8 protein-coding genes are annotated in these 14,912 nt (G+C 63.2%); all 8 read left to right on the top strand.

Translation table 11 applies throughout. From position 1 onward, the window contains the following. The first annotated feature begins 22 nt into the window (after window positions 1-22). The 8 genes from P0D71_RS26010 to P0D71_RS26045 all read left to right on the top strand — a co-directional run bounded on the left by P0D71_RS26010 (window position 23) and on the right by P0D71_RS26045 (window position 14,691). Entirely contained in the window at window positions 23-5,032 is a 5,010-nt protein-coding gene (locus P0D71_RS26010) for an AAA family ATPase (protein ID WP_408482775.1), read from the top strand. Further along, the gene (locus tag P0D71_RS26015; protein WP_408482777.1) at window positions 5,025-7,991 is read left to right on the top strand and encodes a PAS domain S-box protein; all 2,967 of its coding nucleotides are present in this window, start codon (window positions 5,025-5,027) and stop codon (window positions 7,989-7,991) included. Before P0D71_RS26010 ends, P0D71_RS26015 begins: the two co-directional genes overlap by 8 nt. Then, window positions 7,988-9,151 (top strand): response regulator, encoded by a 1,164-nt coding sequence (locus tag P0D71_RS26020; protein WP_408482779.1) that lies wholly within the window; start codon window positions 7,988-7,990, stop codon window positions 9,149-9,151. The genes P0D71_RS26015 and P0D71_RS26020 overlap by 4 nt, the downstream gene beginning before the upstream one ends. Window positions 9,152-9,324: 173 nt before the next feature. Then, the gene (locus tag P0D71_RS26025) at window positions 9,325-10,077 is read left to right on the top strand and encodes an HAD family hydrolase (RefSeq protein WP_408482859.1); all 753 of its coding nucleotides are present in this window, start codon (window positions 9,325-9,327) and stop codon (window positions 10,075-10,077) included. Beyond that, window positions 10,064-12,373, top strand: a complete 2,310-nt coding sequence (locus P0D71_RS26030; RefSeq protein ID WP_408482780.1) for a glycoside hydrolase family 65 protein — start codon at window positions 10,064-10,066, stop codon at window positions 12,371-12,373. The genes P0D71_RS26025 and P0D71_RS26030 overlap by 14 nt, the downstream gene beginning before the upstream one ends. Window positions 12,374-12,657: 284 nt before the next feature. Continuing rightward, the gene (gene phaP, locus P0D71_RS26035; RefSeq protein ID WP_091803283.1) at window positions 12,658-13,077 is read left to right on the top strand and encodes a TIGR01841 family phasin; all 420 of its coding nucleotides are present in this window, start codon (window positions 12,658-12,660) and stop codon (window positions 13,075-13,077) included. Window positions 13,078-13,414: 337 nt separating this feature from the next. Further along, complete coding sequence (locus P0D71_RS26040) at window positions 13,415-14,365, top strand: DnaJ C-terminal domain-containing protein (protein ID WP_408184854.1); 951 nt, start codon at window positions 13,415-13,417, stop codon at window positions 14,363-14,365. Continuing rightward, complete coding sequence (locus P0D71_RS26045; RefSeq protein ID WP_408482782.1) at window positions 14,362-14,691, top strand: chaperone modulator CbpM; 330 nt, start codon at window positions 14,362-14,364, stop codon at window positions 14,689-14,691. The genes P0D71_RS26040 and P0D71_RS26045 overlap by 4 nt, the downstream gene beginning before the upstream one ends. The last annotated feature ends 221 nt before the right edge of the window (window positions 14,692-14,912 follow it).

Below are 14,912 nucleotides of genomic sequence, written 5' to 3' on the forward strand. Positions count from 1 at the left end.
GACAGGGGCAGGCGGGGGCAGCATGATCGAGTTGGCAGGCTTCGGGTTTGAAACACTCTGTGATGACGGTGAGTTCCTGCTGTCCCGTATCGACCGGCGCGACGGCACGCCAACGTGGCTCACCGTCACCTTGCCGGCGCAGCAACCCAGCGCCACGAGTCAGGCGCGTCTCGAGCATGCGTATGAGTTGCGCGGCCTGCTCGACGGCCGGTTCGCCACCCGGCCGCACGCGCTGATCGAACACCGCGGCAGTACGGCGCTGGTGCTCGAAGACCCGGGCGGCGTGTCGCTGGCCGCGCTGCCGAAAGAGTCTTTGCCCCTTGGCCGCTTTCTGCTGGTTGCCGCCAATCTCGCGTCGGCGCTCGGCGCGCTGCATGGGCGCGGTCTGATCCACAAGGACATCCGGCCAGCCAATATTCTGGTGAATCCGGAAACGGGCGACGCGGCGTTGACTGGTTTCGGCATTGCCTCGCACGCGAGCGGCGAGGCGCTGGCCGGCGCGCTGCCTGACTTCACGGCGAGCGCGCTCGCCTATCTCGCACCGGAACAGACCGGCCGCATGAATCGCGCGATCGACTCGCGCGCCGACCTCTATTCGCTCGGCATCACGTTGTATGAGATGTTGAGCGGCGAGTCGCCGTATCGCGCGAACTCGCCGATCGAGTGGATCCACTGCCATATCGCCAGAACCCCCATTCCGTTGAACGAACTGGCCGGCAACGTGCCGCAACAGGTCGCCGCGATCGTCATGCGGCTGCTTGCGAAAACCGCCGAGGATCGCTATCAGACCGCGCAGGGTCTTGAAGACGATCTGCGCCGCTGCCTGAATGCCTGGGAACAAAACGGGCGCATCGAACCGTTCGCACTCGGCGCTCACGACTTGCCCGAACGCCTTGTGATTACCGAGCGCCTGTATGGCCGCGAAACGGAAACGCAGGCACTGAGCGCCGCGTTCGATCGCGTGGTGCGGCAAGGGGCGGCGGAACTCGTGCTCGTGTCGGGCTATTCCGGGATCGGCAAATCGTCGCTCGTGCATGAACTGCGGACCAGCCTCGGGCCGTCCGGCGGGCACTTCGCCGCGGGCAAATTCGAACAGTACAAGCGCGATATCCCTTATGCGACGCTCGGGCAGGCGTTTCAGAGCCTGACGCAGCATGTCCTCGCCCAGGACGCGGAGCACCTGGCGCGTTGGCGCGGGCGGCTCGCCGAGGCAGTCGGTGCGAACGGTCAACTGATCGTCAACCTGATTCCGGAAGTCGAACAGATTCTCGGCCCGCAGCCGCCGGTGCCCGAGCTTTCGGCGCAGGAAGCGCAGGTTCGCTTCCAAGGCGTGTTCGGGCGCTTCATCGGCGCATTTGCGGACCCGGAACATCCGCTCGTGCTCTTTCTCGACGATTTGCAATGGCTCGACGCCGGCACGCTCAGTCTGCTCGAAAGCCTGCTTGCCGCGCCGAACCTGCGTAATCTGCTGCTCGTCGGCGCCTATCGCGACAACGAGGTAGGGCCTGCCCATCCGCTCGCGCGCGCGCTCGTGGCGATCCGCGAGTTGGGCGTGCCCGTCCACGATATCGTGCTCGCGCCGCTGCAGCTTGGCGACGTGGCGCGTCTGATCGGCGAAGCGCTGCATGCCGCGCCGGCCGAGGTCGCGCTGCTCGCGCAATTCATTGTCGAGAAAACCGGCGGCAACCCTTTCTTCACGGTGCAATTTCTCAAGATGCTCGCCGAGCACCGGCACCTCGCGTTCGATCCGGTGAGCCGCGTGTGGGTATGGGACATGGCGGCGCTGCGCGAGGCGCGCTTTTCCGACAGCGTCGTCGACCTGATGGTCGGCAAGATCGAACGTGTGGCGGATGCCGCGCAGGCCGCGCTCAAACAGTTTGCGTGCTTCGGCAACAGCGCGGCGACCGCGATGCTCGCGCGAGTCAGTGGCAATTCGGACGCGGGCGTACACCGTGCGCTGGCCGATGCGGTGGAAGCGGGCCTCGTGTTCCGGCGCGAGCAGGGCTATGCGTTTTTGCACGACCGGGTCCAGGAAGCGGCCTACGCGCTGATTCCCGAAAACGAGCGCGCGGCCGCTCATCTGGGGATCGGCCGGATGTTCGCGACCAACGCGAGCGCCGCGGACATCGAGCAGAACATCTTCGAGATCGTCAACCAGTACAACCGCGCGATCGAAATTGTCGACGACCCCGCCGAGCGCCTACAGGTGGTGGAATTCAATCTGATTGCCGGGCGGCGCGCCAAGACGTCGTCCGCCTATGCGTCGGCGGCGACGTACCTGTCGATCGGCAGCGCCATGCTCGGCGACGCGGGATGGGAGACCTGCTACGCGCTCAAGTTCGCGCTGGAGAGCGGCCTCGCGGAGTGCGAGTTCCTTACCGGCGACACCGGCTTGGCCAAGGAGCGGCTCGCGGACCTCGCGCGGCGAGCGGTCGATCTGCCGGATCGGGCAACGGTGGCGTGGTTGCGTGTCACGCTGTTCACCGCGCTCGATCAGAGCGATCTGGCGGTGCAGATCTGCCTCGATTATCTGCGCGAGGTCGGCATCGACTGGCAGCCTCATCCCAGCCGCGAGGAGGCGCGCGGCGAATACGACCGGCTTCTCGCGCAGATCGGCGATTCTCCGATCGAGTCGTTGATCGATCTGCCGCTTCTCACTCATCGCGACCGGCGTGCCACGCTCGATGTGCTGACCGCGGTGCTGCCGCCGGCCTTTTTCAGCGACGAGAATCTCGTCTGCCTCGTACTGTGCCGCATGGCGAACCTGAGCCTCGAACACGGCAATAGCGACGCGTCGTCGATCGGTTATGCCTACCTCGGCATGGTGGCCGGCCCGGTGTTCGGCGATTACGAGGCGGCGTTCCAGTTCGGCCGGCTCGGCCTCGCGCTCGTCGACGAGCGCGGGCTGCAACGTTTCAGGCCGCGCGTCTACATGTGCTTCGCGTATCACGTGATGCCGTGGACGAAACACATTCGCACCGCTTTGCCGCTGTTGCGGCGCGCGTTCGACGTCGCCAGCGAGAGCGGCGACCTCACTTACACCGGCTTCAGCAGTTGCTGCCTCGTCACGAGCCTGCTGGCTGCGGGCGATCCGCTCGCCGATGTCGAGCGCGTGGCGCAGCAGCGTTTGGGCGTGGTGCAGGCCGCGAAATTCGGGCTGATCGTCGACATTATCGGGTCGCAGTTGCAACTGATTCGAACCCTGCGCGGGCTGACACCCTCATTCGGCTCCTTCAACGATGAGGCATTCGACGAAACTACCTTCGAAGCGCATCTTGAAGCCGATCCCTGTCTCTCGATCGCGACGTGCTGGTACTGGATCCGCAGGCTGCAAGGGCGCTATTTCGCGGGAGATATAACGGCGGCGACGGCGGCCGCCGCGAAAGCGGCGCCGCTCTTGTGGACCTCGTCCGGTCACTTCGAAATCGCCGAATATCATTTCTACGCTGCCTTGGCATGCGCGCGCCAGTACGACGAGGCGCCGTCTTATCAGCATGAGGCGCAATACCGGGCGCTGGTCGAGCATCAAGCCAGACTCGTCACCTGGGCCGAGCATTGCCCGGGCAATTTCGCCTGCCGTTCGGCGCTCGTGGCCGGCGAGATCGCGCGTATCAACGGCAACGAATTCGAGGCGATGCGCGAATACGAAAATGCAATCCGTCTCGCCCACGAGCACGAGTTTCCGTTGATCGAAGGGCTGGCGCATGAAGTGGCCGGCACGTTCTATCTGGCGCGTGGCTTCACGACCATCGCATTCGTCTATCTGGGCAACGCGCGGCTCGCTTACCTCCGGTGGGGCGCGTTAGGAAAGGTCGAGGCGCTCGACCGGCGCTATCCGAACCTGGTCCACGAACCCGCCGCCATTGCGCCGACGCGCAGCATCGTGGCGGAGCAACTCGATGTCGAAACGGTCGTCAAGGCATCGCAAGCCATTTCGGGCGAAATCGCCTTCGACAAACTGATCCGCACGTTGATGACCATCGTGCTCGAACATGCCGGCGCCGGACGTGCGCTGCTCGTTCTGCCGCGTGACGAGAAATTGTGGGTCGAGGCGCAGGCACTCGCGAATCGCGAGGGTATCGAGGTCCAGCTTCACAGCGCCGTTGTAACGCCGCGCGATGTGCCGGCCTCGATTCTGCATGCCAGCATTCGCACGCAGGAGCGCGTTCTGCTCGACGACGCGTCGCTGCCCAATCCGTTCTCGACGGACGAATACTTCCGCACGACGCGTGCTCGCGCGGTGCTCTGTTTGCCGCTCGTGAAGCAGGCGAAACTGATCGGCGTGCTGTACCTGGAAAACGATCTCGCGCCGGGCGTGTTCACGCCGGCGCGCCTCGCAGTGCTGGAGCTTCTCGCGTCGCAGGCCGCCATTTCGCTGGAAAACGCTTCGCTGGAAGAGAAAGAGGCGCTGCTCGAAGAGAAGGAAGCCTTGCTTCACGAAGTGCATCACCGGGTGAAAAACAATCTGCAACTGATCAGCAGCCTGCTCAACTTGCAGGCGGCGCGTGTGACCGACAAGGCCGTGGCTGAACTCTTCGCCGACAGCCGCAACCGGGTGCGTTCGATGGCGCTGGTGCACGAGAACCTGTATCGCGCCGGCAATTTTGCGCGGATCGAGATGGCGACCCATGTGAAGAATTTGTGCGGCCATCTGGCGCGCGCCTACGACATGCGGCAGATGGAAGTGGAGTTGTCGGTCGAGGTCGACGATGTGCAGCTCGATATGAACCGCGCCGTATCGTGCGGGCTGATTATCAACGAGCTGGTGTCCAACGCCTTGAAGCACGCGTTTCCGCACGGGCGCGGCGGTTGCGTGCGCGTCGAACTCGGCGCGCTCGACAACGAGCGGTGCAGGTTGACTGTCGCGGACGACGGCGTCGGCATCGCGCCGGAATTCTCACTGGAAGAGGCGGACTCGCTGGGCCTGCAACTGGTTCACGACCTGACCCACCAGTTGCACGGCACCGTGGAGCTGAGCCGCGGCGGCGGCACGACCTGCAGCATTCTTTTCAACGCAACCGGACGTGGATAAGCACACTATGGCGCCCGCCCGCATTCTTGTAGTCGAAGACGATCGCGTTGTCGCCCGAGACATTGCGCAGCAGATGAGCCGCGCGGGCCACACCGTGGTCGGCATCACGGCGCGTGGCGAAGACGCATTGCCTCTCGCCGCCGAGACCGAACCTGATCTGATCCTGATGGACGTACGGCTGGAAGGCAAGCTCGACGGCATCGACACCGCGCGGCTGCTTCGCGAAAATATGAATCTGCCCGTGGTTTTCCTGACCGCATATGCCGACGAGGACACTGTCCGGCGCGCCACGGTCACCGAACCGTTCGGCTACGTTCTGAAGCCGTTCGACGACACGCAATTGAAGACCGTCGTCGAAATGGCGCTCTACAAGCACGGCGCGGAACGGCGGCTGCGCGAAAGCGAACAACGCTATGCCGTCACGCTCTCCAGTATCGGCGACGCGGTGATCGCGACCGATCGCGAGTCGCGCATCAACTTCATCAACCCGGTCGCCGAAGCGCTGACCGGCTGGCCGCGCGAGGCGGCAATGGGGCGGCCGCTCGCGGAAGTATTCCGCGTGATCAACGAGACCACCCGCGCGCCGGCCGAAGACCCGGTGGCAGCCGTGCTGGCGGCCGGCACGATCGTCGGGCTCGCGAATCATACGGTCCTGCTGGCGCGCGACGGGCGCGAGATCGCGATCGACGACAGCGGTTCGCCAATCGTCGACGAGCGCGGCGACATCCTCGGCGTGGTGCTGGTGTTTCGCGACGTGACACAGCGGCGTCGCGCCGAAGAAGCCGAAATACTCCGCGAGACCAATGCACGCCTCGAATCGGCGATGTACGGGTCCAACGTCGGCGTGTGGGAAATCGACATGCCCGAGGGCGATCATCGCCGGGGCTTCGCGCGCTTCTCGAACATCTGGGAGTGGCTGGGCTATACGCGTCCGCAGACCTTGCTGGACTACGACGCGTATATGAGCATCCTGCTTCCGGAGGACCGCGCGGGCACCGAAGCCGCGATGCTCCGCTACCTGGGCAAAGAGGTCGATGTGTTCGAGGTGGAGAACCGCCTGTGCCATAGCGACGGAACCGTGCGGTGGGTGCTCGTGCGCGGCATGGCAACGTGGGACGCCGACGGCAAACCGATTCGCTTCGTCGGCAGTCTGGTAGATATTACCCAGCTGAAATTCACGGAACAGGCACTGCGTTCGAGCGAGGCGCGCTTTCGCGGCACCTTCGAAAATGCTGCGGTCGGCATCGTGCACTGCGATCTCGACGGGCGGTTCCTGCGCGTGAATCAGCGCTCGTGCGATATCGTCGGCTATGAGCGCGAGAGTTTGCTGGAAAGGCGTTTCCAGGACATCGCCGATCAGGAATTCCTTGCTGCGAGCGCGGAGAAATTGCGCCAGTTGAGCGAAGGCCGGCTCTCGCACTATTCGGAGGAAATGCCGCTCTTCAGGCGCGACGGCTTGCGGGTTTGGGTGAGCGTGTCGGTCGCGCTTCAGCGTGATTCGAGCGGACGGGCGATCCACACCATTGCGATTCTTCAGGATATCTCGGCGCGTAAGGCGCTCGAAGATACGGTGCGGGTTGCGAAAGACGCGGCGGAATCGGCGAACCGCGCGAAAGATCAGTTCCTCGCCAACATCAGCCACGAATTGCGCACGCCATTGAACGGCATTCTCGGTTACGCGCAGATCTTGCGGCGCGATGCGGCGATGACCGAGCGGCAATTGGCGAGCCTGAGTGTCATCGAACAGAGCGGCGAGCATCTGCTCATGCTCATCAACGACCTGCTCGACTTCGCGCGTATCGAGGCGGGCAAGCTCGAACTGAATGTGACGGATGTGCCGCTCGGGCCGTTCTTGCGCGTGATCGCCGAGATAGTGAGCGTTCGCGCCGACCAGAAGCAGCTCATCCTCAACTATGAGGTGCCGCCGAATCTGTCGAAGGTGATTCGCGTCGACGAGAAGCGCCTTCGTCAAGTGTTGTTGAATCTGCTTGCCAATGCGGTCAAATTCACGGACCGCGGTGAAGTCACGCTGGCAGTACGCATGATTAGCGACGCACGGCTGCGGTTCGAGGTGCGCGATACCGGCGTCGGCGTGAGTCCGGACAGGCTCGAGACGATCTTTCAGCCGTTCGAACAGGCCGGCGATTTCACCCGGCGCACCGGCGGCGTGGGTCTCGGGCTCGCGATCAGCCGTCAGTTGGTGCGCATGATGGGCGGTGAAATCAAGGTGGTGAGCGTCGTCGGTCAGGGCAGCATGTTCTGGTTCCAGCTCGATGCGCCGGTTTCGTATGCGCAGGCCTCGGATTGCGCTGCGGCGCTGGAGATCCTGGGCTGTGACGGCAATGAGCGCCATGTGCTGGTGATCGACGACGTTGCCGGGAATCGTGCGCTGATCGTCGACGCGCTGCAACGCTGCGGCTTTCGCGTTTCGGAGAGTGCCGATGGCCGCGATGCGTTGGCCAAAGCAATGGTATCGCCGCCCGACCTGATCCTGCTCGACACCGTCATGCCGGTGATGGGCGGCATCGAAATGCTCGGGCATATTCGCGCCTCGGAGGAGTTGCGTCATGTGCCGGTGATCGCCGTGTCCGCGGACGCATCGCAACGCAATGCCCAGGCGAACCTCGGTGCGGGCGCGGACGTCTTTCTCGAGAAGCCGCTCGATCTCGACCGGCTGTTAAAAGAGATCGCCGCGCTACTCTGCTTGAAATGTTCGATTCGTCCAACGCCTGTCGGAGCGGACGCAGCGCTGATCGCTCCGCCGCGCGATGAACTGGCCGTGCTGCATCGCTTTGCGTTGCTGGGGTCGATGCGCGACATCGTGCGTCATGCGGATCGTCTCGTCAGCCTCGACAGCCGTTATGAACCCTTTGCGGCGCTGGTGCGCCGTCTGGCAGCAGGCTACGAGTCGCAAGCCTTGCTATCGCTGATAGAACAACATCTGGATATCAACTCGTGAGCTTAGCCGAACCATTCGATACCGATACGCCCGTTGTGCTCGTGGTTGACGACACGCCCGCCAATCTCGGGCTGGTGGTCGAATGTCTGGAGAGCAATAACCTGAGGGTGGCGATCGCCCGCGATGGCATGGAGGCATTGCGGCGTGCGGAACTGGCGCAACCCGATTTGATCCTGCTCGATGTGATGATGCCGGGACTCGACGGTTTCGAAACTTGCCGGCGACTCAAGGCGATGGAGAAAACCCGCGACATTCCGGTGATCTTCATGACTTCCCTGACGCGTACCGAGGATAAGATCACGGGCTTTCGTGCAGGCGCGGTGGACTACATTACCAAGCCGTTGCAGATGGAAGAATTGGCCGCGCGAGTGGATACGCACCTGAAACTGCGGGCGTTGCAGCAATTGCAGGAAAAGCACAATGTCCAGTTGCAACAGGAAGTGAAGACCCGCAAGCAGGCCGAAGAGGCGCTGATCGAAGTGATTCATGGTGTGCGCAACGTGTCGAACGCCATTGCTCACGATTTGCGCACGCCGTTGACCGAATTGCGTGCGCGGCTCGAAGTGCTGACTCGCACGTCGAAACGGCTGGGCAATGAGGAGATACTGCCGGAGTTGGAGGTGGCGCTGTCGGATGTCGACCGGGTGATCAGTATCTTCAACGCGCTATTGCGTCTTGCCGAAATCGACGCGGGTGTCAGGCGCTCGGGTTTTGCGCCGTGCGATCTGAAGACGATTGTTTCGGATGCCGTTGAATTTTATCAACCTGTAGCTGAATTGCGCGGGGTCGCGTTGTCGCTGGAATGCGGGGACGATCTCACGGCCGTGGCCGATCAGCTTTTGCTGGCGCAAGCGATCGGCAATCTGATTGACAACGCGCTGAAGTTTGCGCCGGACTGTGGTGAAACCAAAGTGGTTGCGATTCGCCACGACGACATGATCTCGATCTCGGTGGCGGACGACGGTCCTGGCATTCCGGACGCGCAAAAGCCCAAGGTGACCGAGCGTTTTTATCGCGGCGACGCAAGTCGCGGAACCCCCGGCGTGGGGCTTGGCCTGGCGCTTGTGAAGGCGGTGGCGACGCTGCACCGGGGATCGCTGGAGTTTGCTGACAATAACCCTGGCCTGATTGCGACGCTAAGGGTCAGTTGTCGTCTTTGAGGTTTGAAGCGCCTCGATTCATCGAGCGGGATTTTGCGGGCTTGAATGTTTTCCTGACCCGTCGAGCGTTTGTCGGCTATTGTGCATCCAGACACGACGCGATTCGTTGCGTCAAACGTAGCCAGGCGCGGCAGATTGCGACCGCCCGCCATCACTCTGGACAAATGCCACGCATGATAGTCCGCCAATCCCGAGCCCCGCCGCCAGATCCCCATCGCATACTGTCCGCCGGCATTTTCGATGTCGACGGCGTGCTGCTCGCGTCGCCCCATGAACGAGCCTGGCGCGAAGCGCTCACAGGCTTCGCCGACCCAGCACGCTTCACCACGGCGATCTATCAATCCCAGGTGGCCGGCAAGCCACGGTTCAGCGGCGCGCTTGCCGCGCTGCAAGCGCTGGGGGTCCCGAATGCCGCACAACGTGCCGAAGCCTACGCAGAGAGCAAGCAGAGGCGGCTGGAGGCGCTGATCGGCGCAGGAGCCGTGTCCGCCTTCGCGGACGCGCTTCGCTTCGTCAATGCGGTGAGGACGCTGGGTTTTCCGATTGCCGTTGCGTCGTCCTCGAAAAACGCGAACGACATGATACGGCGCATCCCGCTCGACGATCACCACAGCCTGTTCGATGTATTCGGCGCCAATGTGTGCGGCCGCGATTTGCCTGCCGGCAAGCCGGATCCGGCGATATTCCTGCTCGCTGCCGCGGAGCTGCCCGCCGTGCCTGAGCACTGCTTCGTGGTCGAAGACGCGCCGGCTGGTATCGAGGCCGCCCGCGCCGCTGGCATGGCGGCACTTGGCGTCGCGCGCCTGCACGACGCGACCTCGCTGCAAGCGGCAGGCGCCGATCTCGTCGTGACCAGTCTGGACGAAGTTGATCTCGATCAACTGTCTCGTGGAAGGCTTTGCCGGCGGATTCATGAAAAGTCCTGAACAGTTGGATGAAGTGATGCGCCCAACCGCCGATTCGAGCTGGATCGTGGCCGAAGGTGGCTACGACTCGTTGCTTGAGCGCAGCCGCGCCGCGCGCTTCGCGATCAGTAACGGCTTTTTCGGTGTGCGCGGCGCGCGCGCGATACACCGTGGCGGCCGCTGGGTGGCCACCTCGCGGACCCTCGTCGCGGGACTCTTCGATACGGCCAGTGAAGAACCTGGCATTCCCAAGCTCGCCGTCGCGCCCGATTGGCTGAAAGTCCGGCTTCTGCTGCAAGGGCAGCCTCTGATTCATCACGATCATGACGAAGCGCGGCAGGAGAGGATTCTCGACATGCGCCGCGGTGCGTTGATCAGCAAGGCGCGCCTGTCGAACGCGTCTGCTTTTGGCGTCAAGTTGCGCAGTTTCCATATGACGTCTCTCAGCCAGCGCGCGATTGGAATGCAGATCATCCTGCTGGAAATGGAGCAGGGCGGGATCGAGGTGACGCTGGAAGCGTCGATCGATGCAGTGGATATCGGTCTCGTGTCCGAACGCGCGGAGCAGGGCCTTAGCGTGTGGCGCGCGGCATCCTCCGGCACACGCCTCGCAATGGCCACCGCGGTATCGCTGCAGATCGACCACCAGCTCGTTTCTCCTACCGTATGCGGCCCGTCGCAATGGTCGTGGAAGTGGACCTCGACCCCGGGGCAGGTCGTCTGTCTCGCGCGGATGGTCGCCATGGCACGCGCAGGCAAAGAAGCTATCGATCCCGCTCGCGGCGCGCAGGCCGCTTTGAACTCCGCGCAGACCCTCGGCTGGCCGGCCGTGATAGCGGCGCACGAGAAGGCCTGGGAAGAGCGCTGGGCATGCAGCGACGTCGAGATCGACGGCGATTCGCGCGCGCAACGCGCTCTTAGATTCGCGCTCTACCATCTGAACGGCGCGGCCAATCCAGCCGACGACGACGTTTCGATCGCCGCGCGGGCGCTGACGGGCGACGACTATCACGGACATGTCTTCTGGGACACGGAAATCCATCTGTTGCCGTTTTACACGCTGACGTGGCCCGAGGCAGCAAGGGCGCTGTTGATGTATCGCTTTCACACACTCGCCGGGGCGCGGGGGAAAGCCGCGGCAATGGGCTGGCAGGGTGCGTTGTATGCGTGGGAGTCCGCTGATACCGGCGCGGAGGCGTGCCCTGCTCAAGTTGTCGGCCCTGATCGGAAGCTGGTGGATGTCAAATGCGGCAAGCAGGAACAGCACATCAGCGCGGACGTTGCGTACGCCGTCTGGCAATATTGGCGGGCCACCGGAGATGACGCGTTCCTCCGCGAGGCCGGTGCCGAGATTGTTCTGGAGACGGCACGCTTCTGGGCGAGCCGCGCGAAGAGGGAAGCGGACGGCCATTGTCATATTCGCGGCGTGATCGGTCCGGATGAATATCACGAATCGATTGACGACAATGCCTTTACGAACGTGATGGCGCGCTGGAATATCCGGCGTGCCGTCGAGACTGCGGCATTACTGCGTGCGCGCTGGCCGGAGAGTTGGCAACGTCTCTCGGGGCAACTCAATCTCGACGAAGCCGAACTGCAGCGTTGGAGCACGGTTGCCGAGGCGATAGTCACGGGCTTTGATTCGAACACCGGTTTGTTCGAGCAGTTCGCGGGATTCTTCGCGCTCGAAGACATCGACATCGCCGCCTATGCGGCCCGTTCAGTGCCGATCGACGTCGTGCTGGGCCGCGAGCGCATCCAGCGATCCCAGCTTGCCAAACAGGCCGATGTCGTCGCCCTGCTGGCGCTGCTGCCTGAAGAGTTTCCTGGCGACGCCGCGGCGGCGAACTTCAACTACTATGCACCGCGCTGCGGTCACGGCAGTTCGTTGAGTCGCGCCATGCATGGCTTAGTCGCTGCGAGACTGGGTCAGTGCGAAGCGGCGCTCGACTGTTTTCGCAGAACCTCGGCCATCGATCTCGACGACACGCATGCCGCCATGGAGGGTGGCGTGCACATTGCCAGCCTCGGTGGCATGTGGATGATGGCGATACTGGGTTTTGCGGGCGTGTCGCTTGCCGATGACCATCTATGTCTGGCCCCGGCATTGCCCGCGTCGTGGAAGAACGTTGCCTTCGCGATGCAATGGCGGGGTCGTCATCTGCGGATCAGCATGGGTGAGGCGAGTGACGGCATTCGTGTAACGCTGGAAATGGGCGAAGCGATGAAGCTTGCAATCGGTGGTGAGATGTTCATGCTGAGCCGCGCGGCGCCGCTGCTCGTGAATCGCAAAACGCACATTGTGCCGGCCGCATAACAGGCGATGCCTCGGGATCGAGCCGTTCGATACCTTCGGAGGTTGATCTACACCACGTCCCGGGCAACGTCCCGGTACGGCACCGTACCGATTTTCCTCGCCATTGCGTGCACCGTCATCTTCACTCTCGCGAAACTCGCGCTGGATGAGTCCCTGTTCTAAGCGAATCACCATTGGCTAGCGTGAGGCCGTCGACCAACTGACGGCGATCGCGGCCTGAAGCATGACCCACGGGATAACGATCGACGCTCACGCGTCGATCCCCCATTTCACTGGAGACAAGCATGGCAACTGAAACCAACCCCATCGCCGACATGACGAGAATGATGCAGGAATTCAAGATCCCAGGGTTCGATATGGCGCCGATCATCGAGTCGCGGCGCAAGGACATGGCGGCTCTCGTCGAGGCGAGCGAAGCGGCGCAATTGGCGATGCAGGCGCTCGTGCGCAGGCAGACCGAGATCGTGACCGAGGCAATGGCGGGCATCCAGGAATCGGCCAAAGCCTTGGGGGCCGGCGGCGCTCACGCGTCGGATCCTGGCCGGCAGGCAGCATTGTTGAACGACGCTTATCAGAAGTCGCTTGCCGATATGAAGGAGCTTGCCGAGATGGCGCGCAAGTCGCAGGTGGACGCAATGGCCATCATCACGAAGCGGGGCACCGAAAGTCTCGCGGAAACGAGAAAGCTGATGCAGGCCGGATAACGGCACGGGTAGGGGGTACGCTTCGGGTGCGCAGGCCGCTGCGTATCCGGGCCGAATCGCTGATACGTCGCTAACTCGGAATGCACGGACGCGTGCTTGAGCGTGTGCGAAACGTCGCTACGGCGGTTCACGAACAGATGTTTTTCTTCGCCTTTAAAGCGCTCCCCGGCGGATAGCGGCGACGACTTCTTGCAGACCGCCTTTCCCGCTTTGACCCGAAGCGGTGTAGCGAACGCGCAATTTTGCTGGCCCGGCCGGATTGGTATAAAGTCAGTCCGTAATCGTCACGCGATGGATACCCATTGCCGCTCCCATCCCTCATGGGTCTGCCGCCAGTATGAAATACAAAGACTATTACGAAGTCCTGGGTCTCGAGCGAAGCGCGTCTCAGGATGACGTTAAACGTTCGTATCGGAAGCTCGCACGCAAGTATCACCCGGACGTCAGCAAGCATGCCGACGCCGAAGACCGTTTCAAGGAGCTGGGCGAAGCCTACGAGGTGCTCAAGGACCCCGAGAAGCGCGCGGCCTATGACCGCATGGGCAGCGAATGGCGCAACGGCCAGGAATTCCAGCCGCCGCCGAACTGGGACGAGGGTTTCGAATTCAGCGGCGCGGGCAACGAGGCCGGCGAGCAGGCCGATTTCCACGATATCTTCGAGAAGATGTTCGGCGGCGCGCGCGGTGCGCGTGGCGCGCATCCTCGGCAGCGGCCTTTCGACGCGCGCGGCGAAGACCATCACGCCAAGGTGCTGATCGATCTCGAAGACGCGTATCGCGGCGCGCAGCGCGCGATTTCTTTGCAAATGCCGGTAGTCGATCCGCAAGGCCATGTTTCGCTGGAAACGCGAACGCTCAATGTCACCATTCCGAAGGGGATTCGCGCGGGCCAGCATCTGCGGCTGAGCGGCCAGGGCGCCGCGGGCGCCACGCCCGAAACGGCCGGCGACCTCTACCTGGAAATCGCCTTTCGGGAACACCCGCGCTTTCACGTGGACGGCCGCGACGTCTCGCTCGACTTGCCGGTGGCTCCGTGGGAGGCCGCGCTCGGCGCGCAGGTTACCGTGCCCACGCCCGATGGTTCCGTCGAGATGACGGTGCCGGCGGGTTCTGCCGGCGGCAGGCGCTTGCGGCTCAAAGGCAAGGGCATTCCGGCCAACCCGCCTGGCGATCTGTATGTGATTCTGAACATCGTCCTGCCGCCGGCGGATAGCGACGCAGCGAAGGCCGCTTACGATGCGATGCGGCAGGCGTTCAATTTCGATCCGCGCGCACACTTCTATCGGTGATCATCGTGAAAGAGACGACTACGACGACCTATTTGCAAGGCCAGATTGTCGATGAGAACGTGGAGTTCACGCTGGTCGAATTGAGCCGGGTGAGCGGGGCATCGGAGGAGGAGTTGACGCTCTGGGTGGCTGAAGGCGTGTTCGAGCCCACGGGCGAGCGGCCGCAGGAATGGCGCTTCAGCGGCGCCGCGCTGCGGCGCGTGCAGACTGCGCAGCGGCTGGCGCACGACTTCCAGATCAATCCTCCGGGTGTCGCACTGGCGCTCGATCTGCTCGACGAGATCGACCTGTTGCGCTCGCATGTAAAACGCGCTCGAGGGACTTAGGCGAGCCTGCGCGTCATTCAGCGTTAGACACGCAAGCCCCTGTCTGATATCGCCGCGACACGGCGCTTCGAGGGCGACGCAGTATTGCGTCGGTTGAACCCATTTCAGGCGCCATGTTCGAAGGGCGATTGATGCGAATCAACCCATGCGAAGTTGCAGTTGTCGAGCGGCGTGCCGCGTGGTGCAACGCGGTATCGCGCGTGCGTTCGCGTATCGGCCAT

Origin of the sequence: Paraburkholderia sp. RL17-383-BIF-A, from assembly GCF_046028015.1 — a bacterium.
Lineage (GTDB): Bacteria > Pseudomonadota > Gammaproteobacteria > Burkholderiales > Burkholderiaceae > Paraburkholderia.